The organism is Streptomyces sp. NPDC111628 (assembly GCF_055635195.1).
In genome coordinates, this window is sequence record NZ_JBVKBZ010000008.1 from 198,294 (window position 1) to 213,117 (window position 14,824).

A 14,824-nucleotide genomic window follows, 5' to 3' on the forward strand; every position below is an offset into this window, starting at 1 on the left:
TCAGGCGACCTTGCCGACGTCGGCCGCGGCGGGCTCCTTGGCCCTGAGCAGCCGGAGTCTGGGGGCCGTTCCGCCGCGTCCGCCGCGGCGGTGCAGGGTGCGGGCCGCGTAGTCGCCGGCGAACTGGATGAGCGAGATCGCGACGGCGAGGAGCGCGACGGTGATCCACATGAAGTCGGGTTCGAAGCGCTGGTAGCCGTAGCGGACGGCGAGGTCGCCGAGGCCGCCGCCGCCGACGGTGCCGGCCATGGCGGAGTAGCCGATGAGCGCGATGACGGTGGTGGTGGCGCTGGCGATCAGCGACGGGAGCGCCTCGGGGACCAGCACCTTGCGGACGATGGTCCAGGTGTTGCCGCCCATGGACTGGACGGCCTCGACGAGCCCCCCGTCGACCTCGCGCACGGCGGTCTCGACGAGCCGCGCGAAGAACGGGATGCCGCCGATGGCGAGCGGCACGATCGCGGCCTCGCTGCCGATGGTGGTGCCGGTGACCCAGCGGGTGAAGCTCATCAGCGCGACCATGAGGATGATGAACGGCATCGAGCGGCCGATGTTCACGATCTGCCCGATGACCTTGTTGACCACGACGTTCTGCAGCAGGCCGCCCCGGTCGGTGAGGACGAGGAGCACGCCGAGCGGCAGGCCGACGACGACGGCGATCAGGGTGGACCAGCCGACCATGATCAGGGTCTCCCAGGAGGCCTGCTCCAGCAGCGGCTGCATCTGCGACCAGGTCACTTGGCACCTTCCTTCACCAGCGAAGCCGACTGCGCCGGAGTCGCCGGTGTCTCCGGCGTCTCGTTCACCACGTCGATCTGCAGACCCTGTTCGCGCAGGAAGCCGACGGGCACGACGTTGTCCTCGTAGCGGCCGGGCAGTTCGATGCGCATCCGGCCGATCTGGAGGCCGCCGACGGTGTCGATGGCGGCGCCCAGGATCGATATGTCGATGTTGTAGGTGCGCGACAGCTGGGAGATGACGGGCTGGGTGGCGGCCTCGCCGTGGAAGGTCACGTCGAGGACGGTGCGGTCGTCGCCGGTGGCCTCGCCGCCGACCGGGAAGAGCGCGGCGGCCAGCTCGGAGCCCGGGGTGGCGAGGAGTTCGCCGACCGTGCCGGACTCGACGACGCGGCCCCGGTCCATGAGGGCGGCCGAGTCGCAGATGCTCTTGACGACGTCCATCTCGTGGGTGATGAGCAGGACGGTCAGCCCGAGCTGCCGGTTCAGGTCGCGCAGCAGCTGGAGGATGGAGCGGGTGGTCTCCGGGTCGAGGGCGCTGGTGGCCTCGTCGGAGAGCAGGACCTTGGGGTCGCCGGCCAGGGCGCGGGCGATGCCGACGCGCTGCTTCTGGCCGCCGGAGAGCTGGGCGGGGTAGGCCCCCGCCTTGTCGGCGAGACCGACGAGGTCGAGCAGCTCCAGCGCCTTGCGGGAACGTTCCTTCCCGGACTTGCCGAGGATCTCCAGCGGCAGTTCGACGTTGTCCCGGACGGTCCGCGAGGAGAGCAGGTTGAAGTGCTGGAAGACCATGCCGATGCGGCTGCGCGCCTGCCGCAGCTCCCGGCCCGCGCGGGGGCCGCGGCCGGCCAGCGCGGTGAGGTCCTGGCCCGCGACGGAGACCGTGCCGGCGGTGGGGCGCTCCAGGAGGTTGACGCAGCGGATGAGCGAGGACTTGCCGGCGCCGGACTGACCGATGACGCCGTACACCTCGCCCTCGCGGACGTGCAGGTCGACGCCGTCCAGGGCGGTGACCTCACGGCCGCGTGAACGATAGACCTTGGTGAGGCCCGATGTGGTGATCACGTGGGTTTCCGTCACTGTCGAGTGCGCGGCGCGGTGGTGTGCGCCGGGCACGGGGCGTTGTTCTTGGGGTTCTTGGCCCTTCGGAACGCGGCACGGTTCTCGCGGTGGCGGTGCGCCATGGCGGTGGGACCGGGGAGAAACGTGTGCGCGGGGCGTGGCTCGGCCGCGTGCGCGTCGGGGCGCGGGCGGGCACGAGGGGGCGCTCGCTTCGGGGCGCGAGACTCAGGTGGTGCGGGGGCCCTCTAGAAGGCGCACATTCGGCGGCACATACAACGAGCACCGGGCGTCGTCGTCGCCTCGGTCGCAGGGGTGCGGTCGCTCGTGGTGCTCATGCGGATCAGTAAAGCAGACGTACGGCCCTGGCCGGAGACCGCTGTCCGGATACTGGACAGCGGTGGACGGTGGAGGGGCGCGGCGCGCGTGGATCAGCCCCGGACGGTGATCTCGACTCCGCCCTCGGTGGCCAGTGCCGACAAGGCCGAGAGGTCGGTGACGACGAGGTCGGCGTCGAGTTCGTCGGCCCGGTGGGTTGTGGCCAACGCCACGGTCCGCATCCCGGCGGCGCGGCCGGCCTGGAGTCCGGCGGGGGCGTCCTCGAAGACGACGCAGTCGGCCGGGTCGACGCCCAGGGCGCGGGCGCCGAGCAGGTAGGGCTCGGGGTCGGGCTTGCCGCGGGTGATGTCGTCGGCGGCGATCAGAGTCTTGGGGAGGATGCCGACGGCGTCGAGGCGAGCCTCGGCGAGGCGGCGGGTGGCGGAGGTGACGACGGCCCAGCGGTCGGCCGGGAGCGCGTCGAGGAAGTCGCGGGTGCCGGGCAGCAGATGCACACCCCCGCCCGGCACGTCCTCGACCTCCAGGTGCTCGATGCGGGCGACGGCCTCGGCGACCACGTCTGCGGGCAGCAGGTCGGCGGCTATCTCCGCGGCCGGGCGGCCGTGCAGTTCCACCCGCCCGAACCGCTCGGCGGTGATCCCGTACTCGACGGCCCAGCGCGTCCAGCAGCGGCGCACGGATTCGAGGGAGGAGACGAGGGTGCCGTCGTTGTCGAACAGCAGGGCCTGTGCGTGGAGCTTCATGCACCCGACCCTACGGGGCCGGGGACGGCGGGCCTTTTGGGCCGTAATAGGCTCGCTGCCATGCTTGACGTCCTGACGCTGGTGACCGGCGTCGCCGCACTGCTGCTGGCCGCCTGGTGCGGCTGGGCCGCCTACCGTGACCAGCCGACGAAGGACTGGCACTTCATCGGCATGGCCGCGGTCTCGGCGCTGGCGCTGATCCAGCTGGTGGTCGGCATCGTGCAGCTGGCGCGGGGCGAGGAACCGGAGCAGGGCACGACGATCTTCGTGGCGTATCTGCTGGGTGCCTTCGCGTGTGTGCCGGCGGCGGGGTTCATGTCGCTGGCCGAGCGCACCCGCTGGGGCTCGGTGACGGTCGCGGCCGGCGGTGTCGTCCTCGCCGTCCTCGAGGTGCGGCTGTTCGACATCTGGGGAGGCTGACGTGGTGGCCACGGAGGAGAAGCGGGCCGGGCAGCGGCTGATCGGCGGGCCCGGCATCCTGCTGGTGTGGCTGTACGGCGTGATGGTCGTCGGCGCGGTGTCGCGGTCCGCGTACCAGATCGCGACCGAGTTCGACCGGGCGCCGCTCGCCTACTCGCTGTCTGCCCTCGCGGGCGTCGTCTACGGGTTCATCACATACACCCTCGTGCGCGGCGGCGAGAAGGCCCGCAAGGCCGCGCAGGTGTGCTGCGCCGCCGAGTTGGTGGGCGTGCTGACCGTCGGCACCTGGACACTGGTGGAGCCGTCCGCCTTCGCCGACGCGACCGTGTGGTCGGACTACGGGATGGGGTACCTCTTCATTCCCGTGCTGCTGCCGCTGTCGGCCCTGTACTGGCTGCGCCGGGCCCGCACCGCGTAGCGGTCGCCGGGCCCGGCGGTCGTCGGACGGTCGCCCTCCGGCCGTTTTCCTCGGGCCGTGGTCCTCAGGCCGTGGTCGCGTACGTCCCGGCCGGCTTCTCCAGGACGATCATGGGCACGCCGTCGGCGCCCTCGGCGGTCCCCACCGTCTCGTAGCCGACCCGGCGGTACAGCCGCAGGTTGCTCTCGCTGCGGTGTCCGGTGTGCAGCCGGAACCGCTTGGCGCCGCGCTCCCCGCCCAGGGTGGACTCGGCGGCCCGCAGCAGCCGGGCCCCGATGCCGTGTCCCTGGAGGCGGGGGTGGACGCAGAGCTTGCCGATGGACGCCGCCCCGTCCTCGGTCACCCGCCCCCGCACCGAGCCGACGACCTCGTCGCCGAGCCGCGCCACGAAGACGCAGTCGGCGGCGACCTCCTGGCGCACGGAGTCCAGGGTCTGGACGAGCGGGTCGATGCGGTAGTTGGCGTACAGCGCCGCCTCGCTCTGGAAGCAGAGGTACTGCAGCCGGAAGATCTGCTCGGCATCCTGTTCGGTCGCCGCCGAGATGGTCACGCTCATGCCCATGTGCGCATGCCTCCCGCTCACCTGATCACCTGTGGTCCCCCACTCCTATCCCCGTCCTCAGCCGGCCGCAACCTCCGGCGTCAGCAATCGACGCAGACATCCCAGACATCGGGAGCGTTCCGGACCAAGACTGCCCTGTGAGATACCCAACTCCCCCGCGATTTCCCGGTATGTGAGGTCCCTGGGCGACAACAGGGCCTCCATCAGCCGGGGGCAGCGCCCCGGCAGCCGGCGCACGGCCTCGCGCAGGGCGCGGTGCCGGGCCGCGGTGAGCGCGATCCGCTCCGGCTCGTACGCGTACGCGGCGACACCGGCGGGTTCGGTCCCGTACGGCCGCTCGTGACGGGCCCTGCGGCGGGTGCGGCGGGCCTCGGTGCGCACCGCGCTGCGCAGCCAGCGGTGTGGGTCGGGGGGCGGGCCGTCGGCCTCCAGGCGTTCCAGCAGGCGCAGCCAGACGGCCTGTTCCAGGTCGCCGGGCTCGGCTCCGGACGCATATGCCTCGGCCGAGGCCTCGGCGGTGAGCAGGGGGCGCAGGGAGGTGACCAGGTCGTCCGTCATATGCACATCGACGCGGCCGCCCGGGCGGCGGGTTGCCCGGGCGGCCGAAGGTCACCCCAACCGGGGGCGGTCGCTCAGCCGTTGACGAAGTCCTCGCGGGCCAGCACACCCGTGTCCGGATTGTCGGTGAAGACGCCGTCGATACCGGTGGCGAAGTACGTCCGGAAGGCGCCGAAGACGTCGCCGTAGGCGTCGGGGTCACTGCCCTCGCGGAACTCCGCGGGCAGGAAGGGGTTCTCGTTGCGCATCGTGTAGGGGTGCAGGACCAGGCCCGCGCGGTGCGCGTCGCGAACGAGCGTCGTCGGTTCGGTGAGGCGGCCGGCGGAGTCCTTCGGGATGATCAGGTCCAGCGTCGGGCCGATGCCCTGTGCGTAGGAGGCGATCTCCTTCAGTCCCTCGGGCGTGATGAGGTCGGCAGTCGTGCGCGGGTCGCCGGTCTGGACGAAGTCCCAGGGGCGGCTGTCGGCGCCGGACAGCAGGACGGCGAGCGGGTTGCGGACCAGCCTGTTCATCCGCTGGATGCTGGTGGGCTCGAAGGACTGGATGATGACGGGCGAGTTCTTGCGGTCCTTTCCGTACTTGCGCAGCAGCCGTGCCAGGCGCTCCTCCGTGCCGAGGCCCAGCTCGCGGAAGTAGGTGGGGTGCTTGAGCTCGGGGTAGATCCAGACCTGCTTGCCGCGCCTGCGGGTCTGCTCGTTCTGCCAGCGCAGCACCTCCTCGAAGGTGGGGATCTCCCAGCGGCCGTCGTAGAGGGTGTTGTGCGGGCGGTTGGCCGGGATGCGTTCGGTGGCGCGGAGCGTCTTGAGCTCGGCGAGCGTGAAGTCCTCGGTGAACCAGCCGGTGGTGGAGACCCCGTCGAGCAGCTTGGTGCGCTTGCGGTCGGCGAACTCGGGGTGGTCGGCGACGTCCGTGGTGCCGCCGATCTCCGGCTCGTGCCGGCAGACGAGGTGGCCGTCCTTCGTGGGGACCAGGTCACCGGCCTCGACGATGTCGGCGCCCAGGTCGAGGGCCAGCTCGTAGGAGCCGAAGGTGTGCTCGGGGCGGTAGCCGCTGGCGCCGCGGTGGCCGATGACGGTCGGGACGGGCAGGCTCTCGACCCCGCCGCCGTGTCCGCCGCCGTGCCGGGCGCCGGCGGCTCTCGCCGTGCCGGGCACACCCAGTACGGCCCCGCCCGCGCCGAGCACCGCCGCGCCGAGGAGCGCCCGCCGTCCGGTGCCGCCGCCCGCCCGCTCGTCCGAGTCCTGCGTTCCCATGGGGCCTCCTGCCGTTGACCGTCCAGTGCGGGCCGATCGTAGGGGCGCGTACATGACGAGCGGGAGACCGCGGCCGGAACACGCGGGTGCGGGGGGATGTCGTGTGGGGCGGAAGGCTGACGTGGCGTCGGCTTGGCGGCGGCGGGTCGGGGTAGGCGAAAGGACACGGGCCCGGTGGCGTCGCCCGGGCGGCGCGCCTCACGCGGACCGGGTGTCGTGTGTGCTTCGATCCGGGCCGTGTCCGGTGAACACGCGTCAACACGCGTCCGTACCGCGCCAGACCCGGGTGACCCGAGGTGCGTGATCCCCTGGGCCGCGAGTAATGTCCTCACCTGCACAGACTCATACCGCATCCCCGACACCGGAGGGCCACGTTGTCCCGCTTCGTGTTCATCAAGGCAGTGCTCGGTCCGATCATGCGCCTGATGTTCCGCACACGGGTGGAGGGTGTGGAGAACATCCCGGGCGACGGTCCGGTGATCCTGGCCGGCAACCACCTCACCTTCATCGATTCGGTGATCATGCCCCTGACCTGCGACCGGCAGGTCTTCTTCATCGGCAAGGACGAGTACGTCACGGGCAAGGGCCTCAAGGGCCGGCTGATGGCCTGGTTCTTCACCGGGGTCGGCATGGTCCCGGTCGACCGGGACGGCGGCCGGGGCGGGGTGGCGGCCCTGATGACCGGCCGCCGCATCCTGGAGGAGGGCCACGTCTTCGGCATCTACCCGGAGGGCACCCGCTCTCCCGACGGCCGCCTCTACCGCGGCCGCACCGGCATCGCCCGGCTCACCCTGATGACGGGCGCCCCGGTCGTCCCGTTCGCCGTCATCGGCACCGACAAGCTCCAGCCGGGCGGCGCGGGTCTGCCGCGGCCGGGCCGGGTCACGGTCCGCTTCGGCGAGGCGATGGAGTTCTCCCGCTACGAGGGCATGGACCGCGACCGCTATGTGCTGCGGGCGGTGACCGACTCGGTGATGACGGAGGTCATGCGGCTGTCGGGCCAGGAGTACGTGGACATGTACGCGAGCAAGGCGAAGGCGGCGTAGGTCCGCACCCGGCATGGAGACGGCGGGCCGCTCACCGAGCGGCCCGCCGTTTCGCGTTCCCGCGCCGTACGGCTACGGGTGTTCCACCCCGTCCTCCAGGCGCTGGCCCCGCAGCAGGTACCAGGACGCCGCGGCGGCGGCCAGGAGTACGGCGGCGCCGACGCCCGCCGCGAGGGTCAGGCCGTCGACGAAGGCCTGCCTGGCGGAGTCCAGCAGCACCTGACCTGCGGGGCCGGGGAGGTGGGCAGCGGCCTCCACCGCGCCGCCCAGTGAATCGTGGGCGGCGTCCGGGGTGCCCGCGGGCCCGGTGAAGTCGCGGTAGACGCCGGTCACGATGGAGCCGAGCACCGCGATACCGAGCGCGGCGCCGAGTTCGTACGCCGTCTCCGAGACCGCGGAGGCCGCGCCCGCCTGTTCCCCGGGCACGCTGGAGAGGATCACGTCGGCGGTGACGGTGAACGCGAAGCCCGCGCCGAGGCCGACGACCAGCAGGGCCGCGCCGAGCAGCGGATAGCCGGTGTGCTGGCCGATGACGGTCAGCGCGGCGAGGGCGAGACCGACGGCGGCGAGTCCGCCGGAGACCACGGCACGGACCGAGAAGCGCCGGGCCGCGCGCCCGGCGATCAGACCGGCCACCACCGCGCCGACCGCGGCGGGCAGTTCGGCCAGGCCTGCCTCGAAGGGCCGCCTGCCCTGGACGAGTTGCAGGTACTGGGAGAGGAAGAACACCAGCCCCGACAGTCCCAGGATGGTCAGCAGGTCGGCCAGGACCGCACCGCTGAAGCCGCGGTTGCGGAACAGCCGCATGTCGAGCAGCGGGACCGGCATGGTCAGCTGCCGGCGGACGAAGCCGTAGAGCGCGGCGGCGCCCAGCAGGCCCGCGGCGAGGGTGGCCCAGGCGAACCCGTGGGCGGCGGCCTCCTTGACGGCGTACACGACGCCGACCATGCCGACCAGGGACAGGGCGACGCTGGCCAGGTCCCAGGGGCCCGGGTTCGGGTTGCGGGACTCGGGCAGCAGTTTCACGCCGACGACGACCAGGACGGCCATCACGGGCAGGTTGATCAGGAAGACGGAGCCCCACCAGAAGTGCTCCAGCAGGAACCCGCCGACGACCGGACCGACCGCCGCACCGGCGGAGGCGGCCGCGCCCCAGATGCCGACGGCGAGGCTGCGTTCGCGCGGGTCGTGGAACAGGTTGCGGATCAGGGCGAGGGTGGCGGGCATCAGGGTGGCGCCCGCGACGCCGAGCAGGGCCCGGGCGAAGATCATGACCTCGGGCGTGTGCGCGTAGGCGTTGAGGACGGAGATCGCGCCGAACGCGGTGGCGCCGATGAGCAGGATGCGCTTGCGCCCGATGCGGTCGCCGAGGCTGCCCATGGAGACGAGCAGGCCGGCGATGACGAAGGAGTAGACGTCGCCGATCCAGAGCAGCTGGGTGCCGGAGGGCGCGAGGTCCTCGCTGATGTAGGGCGTCGCGAGACCGAGGACGGTCGCGTCGACGGCCACCAGCAGCACGGCCAGCACCAGGACGGACAGCGCCAGCCAGCGGCCGGGGCGCTTCACCGCCTCGGTCAGGTGGGCCGGCTGCAGGGTGCGGGTCATGGTTCCTCTCTCCGGAGTGCGCCGCCGAGCAGCAGCTCGACGATCATGTGGGTGAAGTCGTTGCGGGCCACGCGGCCCTCGGCCACCGCCCAGGCGCCGGAGGCCAGCAGGCCGTACAGCGCCTCGGTGAGCCAGGCGGGCGTGAGGTCGATGCGGAACTCGCCGCTCTCCTGGCCCCTGCGGAACAGCTCGGTCAGCCCGGTGTCGATGCGGGCCCAGCCCTCGTTCTGCTCCTCGCCCTCGAACAGCTGGTTCTCGGAGTAGAGGAAGGCGAGCAGGGCGGCGGAGGGCTCCATCGCGCCGACCAGCCGGCGCACCGCGTCGGCCGCCGGGCCCTCCTCGGTGCGGGCCGCCGCCAGGGCGGCCTCGCACTCGGCGATGCCGAGCGACTCCAGCGCCCGGACGAGGGCGTCGCGCCCGGCGAAATGCCGGTGCAGCGTGGCCCGGCTGAGGCCGGCGGCCCTGGCGACCTCGTCCATGGTCGCGGTGGATTTCCGGGTCAGCAGGGCCGCGGCGCTGCGCAGTACCTGTTCACGATCGACGGCCATGAGACAACAATAACCCACATGAGACACTCTTGTCTCACCCTGGGTGGGCGTGACTCACCTCACGGGGCGGTCACGGATTCTGCGGCCGGTGGTCTCGTCGGTGGTCTCAGTGCCAGGGCAGCCGACCGCGGCGCTCCCAGTAGGCGTGCGGCTCCTCGGCGAGTGCGCCCAGGCGCGCCACCTGGTCGTCGTCGAGGTCGACCACCGCGGCGTGCAGGTTGGAGCCGAGCTGGTTGACCGTCGCCGCGCCGGACAGGACGACACCGGCCCAGGGCTGCCGCAGGACCAGGGCGAGGGCGACCGCGTCGCAGCCCAGGGCCGTCTCCTCTGCGACCGCCTTCAGGACGTCGGGGGCGTGCGGCTCCGCGAGGCGGCCGTTGGCCATGCCCTCCTTGACGAGCACGGTGAGCCCGGCCTCCTGCGCCTCGGCCAGCGCGGGTCCGGCGGAGGTCTCCAGCGCGTTGTACGTCGACTGGACGGTACGGAAGAGGGGCTCGCCGTCGACGGTCACGGCGAGCGCGGCGCGGATGGCGTTGGCCTGGGCGGGACCACTGGTGGAGAAGCCGACGGTGCTGCCCTGCGCGGCGGCCTCGGCCAGCCTGGCGTGCAGTTCCTTGTCGGTGAGGGCCGGGCTGTCCGGGGTGAGCGAGTGGATCTGGTACAGGTCGAGCCGGTCGCCGAGCAGGGCGTCGGTCTCGGCGCGCTGGCGGTCGTAGGTGGCTACGCCGTGGTCCTTGACCTCGTGCTTCTCGGCCTCGGTGGACCAGTCGGCCGTGTAGGTGTAGCCCCACTTGCTGCCGACCACCACGTCGTCGACGTCGGGGCGGTCCCGGAGCCAGCCGGCCAGGAACTCCTCCGAGCGGCCGTAGGAGCGGGCCGCGTCGAAGTAGCGGACGCCCTGCGCGTAGGCGGCGTCCAGGAGGTCGTGGGTGCGTTCGCGCAACGCCTCGACGGTGCGGTCGGCCGGCAGGTCCCGGTCGCGGCCGAGGTTGATGTAGCCGGGGCGGCCGACGGCGGCGAGTCCCAGCCCGATGTGACAGGTGGGGGTGGTCGCCGCGGCCAGGCGGGCGAAGGGCATCGCGGGCTCCGTTCGGTCGACTGCTGAAGCTGTTGAGCTGCTGAGCTGTTGACCAACGTAACCGCGATGCCCGCCGGGCACACCGGCTGCCGCCGCCCGCCGCTACGGCCTGCCGCTACTTCTTGGCGTCCGCCCAGGCGTGCTGGGCCGCCACGTCCGCCTTCACCTCGGCGAGCTGGACGGCGACCGCGCTGGGCGCCGTGCCGCCGCGGCCGTCGCGGGAGGCGAGGGCGCCGGGGACGTTGAGGACGGTGCGCACCTCGGGGGTGAGGTGCTCGGAGATCTTGGCGAACTGCTCGTCGGTCAGCTCGTCCAGCTCCTTGCCGTCGGCCTCGGCGACCTTCACGCACTCGCCGGCCACCTCGTGCGCGACGCGGAACGGCACGCCCTGCCTGACCAGCCACTCGGCGATGTCGGTGGCGAGCGAGAACCCGGCCGGGGCCAGCTCCTCCATCCGCTCGCGGTGCACGGTGAGGGTGGCCATCATGCCGGTGAAGGCCGGGAGCAGGACCTCCAGTTGGTCGATGGAGTCGAAGACCGGCTCCTTGTCCTCCTGGAGGTCGCGGTTGTACGCGAGCGGGAGGGCCTTGAGGGTCGCCATCAGGCCGGTCAGGTTGCCGATGAGCCGCCCGGACTTGCCGCGGGCCAGCTCGGCGATGTCGGGGTTCTTCTTCTGCGGCATGATCGAGGAGCCGGTGGAGAAGGCGTCGTGGAGGGTGACGAAGGAGAACTCCTTCGTGTTCCAGATGATGATCTCCTCGGCGATCCGGGAGACGTTGACGCCGATCATCGCGGTGATGAAGGCGAACTCGGCGACGAAGTCGCGCGAGGCCGTCCCGTCGATGGAGTTGCCCGCGCTGCCGTGCTCGAAGCCCAGGTCGCGGGCGACGGCCTCCGGGTCCAGGCCGAGGCTGCTGCCCGCGAGCGCGCCCGAGCCGTACGGGGAGACGGCCGTGCGCTCGTCCCACTGGCGCAGCCGCTCCGCGTCCCGGCCCAGCGCCTGGGCGTGGGCGAGGACGTGGTGGGCGAAGAGCACCGGCTGGGCGTGCTGGAGGTGGGTGCGGCCGGGCATGGCCACGTCCGGGTGGGCCTCGGCGAGGCCGATCAGCGCGTCCTGGAGGTCGGCGATCAGCGAGCCGACGGTCCGGGCGTGGTCGCGCAGGTACATCCGGAAGAGGGTCGCCACCTGGTCGTTGCGGGACCGGCCGGCGCGCAGCTTGCCGCCGAGGTCCGGACCGAGGCGCTCCAGCAGCCCGCGCTCCAGGGCCGTGTGGACGTCCTCGTCGGCGATGGTGCCGGTGAAGGAGCCGTCGGCGACGTCCGCCTCCAGGCGGTCGAGCCCGGCGGTCATCCGGGTCAGCTCGTCCTCGGTGAGCAGCCCGGCCTTGTGCAGCACGCGCGCGTGGGCGCGCGAACCGGCGATGTCGTAGGGCGCGAGCCGCCAGTCGAAGTGGACGGACGCGGACAGCTTCGCCAGGGCCTCGGCGGGTCCGTCGGCGAAACGGCCGCCCCAGAGCCGGACGTCACCGCTGTTGCTGCTCACTGGGTCGCTCCTCAACCGTACGATCTCTGTCATGCATGAGTATGCAGAACTCTGCATGTTTCGTCAATCTGGCAGGTTGACGGCGCCCGTCGCGTCCCGCACCCCCATAATCGTTAGACATGGGAAAGACTTATGAGCGCATAGACGGCAGACTCCGCGCCTTCATCGAGGCGCAGCCCCTCTTCTTCACCGCCACCGCTCCCCTGGCCGACGACGGCACGGTCAACCTGTCCCCCAAGGGCCTCACGGGCTGCTTCGCGGTGCTCGACGAACTGACCGTGGCCTACCTCGACTTCGCGGGTTCCAACGCGGAGACCATCGCCCACCTGCGGGAGAACGGCCGGATCACCCTGATGTGGTGCGCCTTCCAGGGCCCGCCCAACATCGTGCGGGTGCACGGCCGGGGCGAACCGGTCTTCCGCGACGACGCCCGCTTCCCGGAGCTGCTCACCCACTTCCCGGACATCGACCCCACCGTGCACGGACTGCGCGCCGTGATCGTCGTGAGCGCCGAACTCATCCGGGACACCTGCGGCTACGCCGTCCCCTTCATGGCCTACGAGAGCGACCGGGACCTGCACGGCAAGCGGTTCGCCCGGGAGGACGACGCCTCGCTCGACGCGTACTTCACCAAGAAGGAGCACATCGCCTCCAGCATCGACGGCCTTCCCGGGCTGCCGTTGCCGCTGCCTCCTTCTACCGTCTGAACCATGCGCCCCGGTGTCGTCGCCTTCCTCGTGTCCGCCTCCCTCCTCCTGCTCGGCGCCGCCCCGGCCGACGGGTCGGCGTCCCGGCCGCTGCCGGACCGGATGGCGGACACCGGCGGCGGCACCCAGCTGATCACCGCCGTCGCACCGGACACCGGCTCGACCACGGGCACCGTCACCTGGTGGGACCGCAGGGGCGGGGACCGCGGTCGCTGGGTGGCGGCCGGTTCCGCGCCCGCCCGCTTCGGGTCCGGCGGACTCACCGACGGGACGACACGCGTCCAGGGCACCAACACCACCCCGACCGGCCTGTACGACCTGCCGTACGCCTTCGGCATCGAAGCGGCACCGCGCGGCACGGCGTACCGGTACCGCCCGGTCCGTCAGGACTCCTGGTGGTGCCAGGACAACGCCTCCCGCTCCTACAACCGCTGGACCGAGCCCCGCCCCGCCGACTGCCGCGCCACCGAGGCCGAGCACCTGGTCACCTACTCGGCGCAGTACGCGCACGCCCTGGTCGTCGGCTTCAACTACGACCGCCCGGTGCGCGGCCGCGGCGCGGGCATCTTCCTGCACGTCGACGGGCGCGGGGCGACGGCCGGATGCGTGTCGGTGCCGAAGGAGGCGATGCGGCGAATCCTGCGGTGGGCCGAGCCGGGGGAACGCCCGCACATCGCGATCGGCACCTCGGGCGGGGCGACGGCGGTCACCCGGTACTGAACGCGGACGGCACGGCCGAACCGGGCTGAACGCTCGACCGGCACGGCGCGTATCTGTGGGCCAAGGGTCAAGTCCCCACGGAGGAACCGTGACCACCACGCTCGCCGGCGGCCGTGCCGCCCGCCGTCAGACGATGCGGCGCATCCGTCCGCGCCGCTCCCCCGCCGTCCCCCTGCTGCTCGCCGTGTGGGCGGGCGCGGCGGGCGTGTTGTGGCTGTGGTGGCGCAACACGCCCGCCATTTCCGACGACACCGGCAAGATCCTCGGCGCGGGCCGGATCACCGGTCTGCTGGCCGGATACCTGATGGCGCTGGTGGTGCTCCAGATGGCCCGGGTCCCGGCGCTGGAGCGGCGCGTCGGGTCCGACCGGGTCGCCCGCTGGCACGCCATGACCGGCCGCTACACCCTCTGTCTGGTCCTGGCCCACGTCTTCCTGATCATGTGGGGCTACGCGGCGCAGGCCGGCCGGGGCCTCGGCGACATCGTCGCGCAGACGGTCGACTCCGTGAACCAGTTGCCGGACATGGGCAAGGCCGCCGTCGGCACCGGCCTGCTGGTCGTCATCGGGCTCCTGTCCGTCGGCCCCGTCCGCCGCCGGATCCCGTACGACGCCTGGTACCACGTGCACCTGCTCACCTACGCGGCGGTGTTCCTGACCTTCTGGCACCAGCTGACCACCGGCAACGACTTCGCCGTCGAGCCGGTCGCCAGGACCGTCTGGTACGTGCTGTACGGCTCGGTGACCGCGCTGGTGCTCTGGTACCGGGTGCTGACCCCCCTCCGGCTCAACCTGCGGCACCGGATGCGGGTGGAGGCGGTGATCGAGGAGACGCCCGGGATCGTGTCGGTGCTCATCGGCGGGCGCCGGCTGCACCGGATGGGCGCGGAGGCCGGGCAGTTCTTCCGCTGGCGGTTCCTGGCACCCGGCATGCGGTTCAGCTCGCACCCGTACTCGCTGTCGGCGGCGCCGCGCCCGGACATGCTGCGGATCACCGTGAAGGCGATCGGCGACCACAGCGCCCGGCTCCGTGAGCTGACGCCCGGCACCCGGGTGTGGGCGGAGGGCCCGTACGGCGCCCTGACCGCGCAGCGCCGCAGCCGCGGCAAGGTGCTGCTGGTGGCAGGCGGGGTCGGGATCACGCCGATGCGGGCCCTGTTCGAGACGCTGCCCGGCGCGTCCGGCGACATCACGCTGCTCTACCGGGCCAACAGCACCCAGGATTTGGCGCTGTGGGACGAGCTGGCCGGAATCGCCGACGAGCGCGGCGCCCGGCTGATGTACGCGGTCAACAGCCCGGACGGGGAGCGACCCGACATCTCGGCCGAGACCCTGGCCCGCAAGATCCCGGACGTCGAGCGCCACGACGTCTTCCTGTGCGGGCCGCCCGGCTTCGCCCAGTCGGTGTACGAGGCACTGCGCGGCGCGGGGGTCCCCGCTCGCCGTATCCACCACGAGTCGTTCGAGATGTGAGCGACGGACATCGGGAGTCC

Annotated in this window: 16 protein-coding genes; 6 read left to right on the forward strand and 10 right to left on the reverse strand. The window is 72.2% G+C overall.

What is annotated here, in order from left to right; all coding sequences use genetic code 11:
- The 3 genes from ACZ7MF_RS36595 to ACZ7MF_RS36605 form a co-directional block, all read right to left on the reverse strand.
- Positions 1-738 carry a methionine ABC transporter permease gene (locus tag ACZ7MF_RS36595; RefSeq protein WP_471482479.1) on the reverse strand — a complete coding sequence of 246 codons (738 nt, stop codon included), beginning with the start codon at positions 736-738 and terminating at the stop codon, positions 1-3.
- Complete coding sequence (locus ACZ7MF_RS36600) at positions 735-1,799, reverse strand: methionine ABC transporter ATP-binding protein (protein ID WP_471482480.1); 1,065 nt, start codon at positions 1,797-1,799, stop codon at positions 735-737. The genes ACZ7MF_RS36595 and ACZ7MF_RS36600 overlap by 4 nt, the downstream gene beginning before the upstream one ends.
- 425 nt (positions 1,800-2,224) lie before the next feature.
- On the reverse strand, positions 2,225-2,875 hold the full coding sequence (locus tag ACZ7MF_RS36605; protein ID WP_471482481.1) for an HAD family hydrolase: 651 nt from the start codon (positions 2,873-2,875) through the stop codon (positions 2,225-2,227).
- Positions 2,876-2,935: 60 nt separating this feature from the next.
- On the opposite strand from ACZ7MF_RS36605, the gene ACZ7MF_RS36610 reads away from it, so the two are divergent.
- Together ACZ7MF_RS36610 and ACZ7MF_RS36615 are read left to right on the forward strand one after the other, a co-directional pair.
- A complete protein-coding gene (locus tag ACZ7MF_RS36610; protein ID WP_361010706.1) occupies positions 2,936-3,295 on the forward strand; it encodes a hypothetical protein in 360 nt (119 codons plus the stop codon).
- Between the two features lies 1 nt (position 3,296).
- Entirely contained in the window at positions 3,297-3,713 is a 417-nt protein-coding gene (locus ACZ7MF_RS36615) for a hypothetical protein (protein ID WP_471482482.1), read from the forward strand.
- Between the two features lie 64 nt (positions 3,714-3,777).
- On the opposite strand, the gene ACZ7MF_RS36620 is transcribed toward ACZ7MF_RS36615, so the two are convergent.
- The 3 genes from ACZ7MF_RS36620 to ACZ7MF_RS36630 form a co-directional block, all read right to left on the reverse strand.
- Entirely contained in the window at positions 3,778-4,275 is a 498-nt protein-coding gene (locus ACZ7MF_RS36620) for a GNAT family N-acetyltransferase (protein WP_356866167.1), read from the reverse strand.
- A 57-nt stretch (positions 4,276-4,332) separates the two neighbouring features.
- On the reverse strand, positions 4,333-4,833 hold the full coding sequence (locus tag ACZ7MF_RS36625; protein WP_471482483.1) for a sigma-70 family RNA polymerase sigma factor: 501 nt from the start codon (positions 4,831-4,833) through the stop codon (positions 4,333-4,335).
- A gap of 74 nt (positions 4,834-4,907) precedes the next feature.
- On the reverse strand, positions 4,908-6,086 hold the full coding sequence (locus tag ACZ7MF_RS36630) for a glycerophosphodiester phosphodiesterase (protein WP_471482484.1): 1,179 nt from the start codon (positions 6,084-6,086) through the stop codon (positions 4,908-4,910).
- 374 nt (positions 6,087-6,460) lie between these two features.
- Between ACZ7MF_RS36630 and ACZ7MF_RS36635 the strand changes: the two genes are divergently transcribed.
- The gene (locus tag ACZ7MF_RS36635) at positions 6,461-7,132 is read left to right on the forward strand and encodes a lysophospholipid acyltransferase family protein (RefSeq protein ID WP_007447704.1); all 672 of its coding nucleotides are present in this window, start codon (positions 6,461-6,463) and stop codon (positions 7,130-7,132) included.
- 72 nt (positions 7,133-7,204) lie between these two features.
- Here the strand turns inward: ACZ7MF_RS36635 and ACZ7MF_RS36640 are convergent, their stop codons facing one another.
- The 4 genes from ACZ7MF_RS36640 to argH form a co-directional block, all read right to left on the reverse strand.
- Positions 7,205-8,737, reverse strand: coding sequence for an MFS transporter (locus ACZ7MF_RS36640; protein ID WP_471482485.1), 1,533 nt, complete (start codon positions 8,735-8,737; stop codon positions 7,205-7,207).
- Entirely contained in the window at positions 8,734-9,285 is a 552-nt protein-coding gene (locus tag ACZ7MF_RS36645) for a TetR/AcrR family transcriptional regulator (protein ID WP_471482486.1), read from the reverse strand. Before ACZ7MF_RS36645 ends, ACZ7MF_RS36640 begins: the two co-directional genes overlap by 4 nt.
- Positions 9,286-9,391: 106 nt before the next feature.
- A complete protein-coding gene (locus tag ACZ7MF_RS36650; RefSeq protein ID WP_471482487.1) occupies positions 9,392-10,363 on the reverse strand; it encodes an aldo/keto reductase in 972 nt (323 codons plus the stop codon).
- Between the two features lie 115 nt (positions 10,364-10,478).
- Positions 10,479-11,906, reverse strand: coding sequence for an argininosuccinate lyase (gene argH, locus ACZ7MF_RS36655; protein WP_471482488.1), 1,428 nt, complete (start codon positions 11,904-11,906; stop codon positions 10,479-10,481).
- A 119-nt stretch (positions 11,907-12,025) separates the two neighbouring features.
- Here argH and ACZ7MF_RS36660 point away from each other — a divergent pair, with 119 nt between their 5' ends.
- The 3 genes from ACZ7MF_RS36660 (at position 12,026) to ACZ7MF_RS36670 (ending at position 14,804) form a co-directional block, all read left to right on the forward strand.
- Positions 12,026-12,613: a pyridoxamine 5'-phosphate oxidase family protein gene (locus ACZ7MF_RS36660; RefSeq protein WP_471482489.1), complete on the forward strand. Its 588-nt coding sequence runs from the start codon at positions 12,026-12,028 to the stop codon at positions 12,611-12,613.
- 3 nt (positions 12,614-12,616) lie between these two features.
- A complete protein-coding gene (locus ACZ7MF_RS36665) occupies positions 12,617-13,333 on the forward strand; it encodes a L,D-transpeptidase family protein (RefSeq protein WP_471482490.1) in 717 nt (238 codons plus the stop codon).
- Positions 13,334-13,421: 88 nt separating this feature from the next.
- On the forward strand, positions 13,422-14,804 hold the full coding sequence (locus tag ACZ7MF_RS36670) for a ferredoxin reductase family protein (RefSeq protein ID WP_471482491.1): 1,383 nt from the start codon (positions 13,422-13,424) through the stop codon (positions 14,802-14,804).
- The last annotated feature ends 20 nt before the right edge of the window (positions 14,805-14,824 follow it).

Excerpts from the sequence above, each read along its gene's own strand:
- ACZ7MF_RS36630 (WP_471482484.1), bottom strand. The coding sequence starts at position 6,086 with ATGGGAACGCAGGACTCGGACGAGCGGGCGGGCGGCGGCACCGGACGG.
- ACZ7MF_RS36660 (WP_471482489.1), top strand. The coding sequence starts at position 12,026 with ATGGGAAAGACTTATGAGCGCATAGACGGCAGACTCCGCGCCTTCATC.
- ACZ7MF_RS36640 (WP_471482485.1), bottom strand. The coding sequence starts at position 8,737 with ATGACCCGCACCCTGCAGCCGGCCCACCTGACCGAGGCGGTGAAGCGC.
- ACZ7MF_RS36665 (WP_471482490.1), top strand. The coding sequence starts at position 12,617 with ATGCGCCCCGGTGTCGTCGCCTTCCTCGTGTCCGCCTCCCTCCTCCTG.
- ACZ7MF_RS36625 (WP_471482483.1), bottom strand. The coding sequence starts at position 4,833 with ATGACGGACGACCTGGTCACCTCCCTGCGCCCCCTGCTCACCGCCGAG.
- ACZ7MF_RS36650 (WP_471482487.1), bottom strand. The coding sequence starts at position 10,363 with ATGCCCTTCGCCCGCCTGGCCGCGGCGACCACCCCCACCTGTCACATC.
- ACZ7MF_RS36605 (WP_471482481.1), bottom strand. The coding sequence starts at position 2,875 with ATGAAGCTCCACGCACAGGCCCTGCTGTTCGACAACGACGGCACCCTC.
- ACZ7MF_RS36610 (WP_361010706.1), top strand. The coding sequence starts at position 2,936 with ATGCTTGACGTCCTGACGCTGGTGACCGGCGTCGCCGCACTGCTGCTG.
- ACZ7MF_RS36645 (WP_471482486.1), bottom strand. The coding sequence starts at position 9,285 with ATGGCCGTCGATCGTGAACAGGTACTGCGCAGCGCCGCGGCCCTGCTG.
- ACZ7MF_RS36620 (WP_356866167.1), bottom strand. The coding sequence starts at position 4,275 with ATGGGCATGAGCGTGACCATCTCGGCGGCGACCGAACAGGATGCCGAG.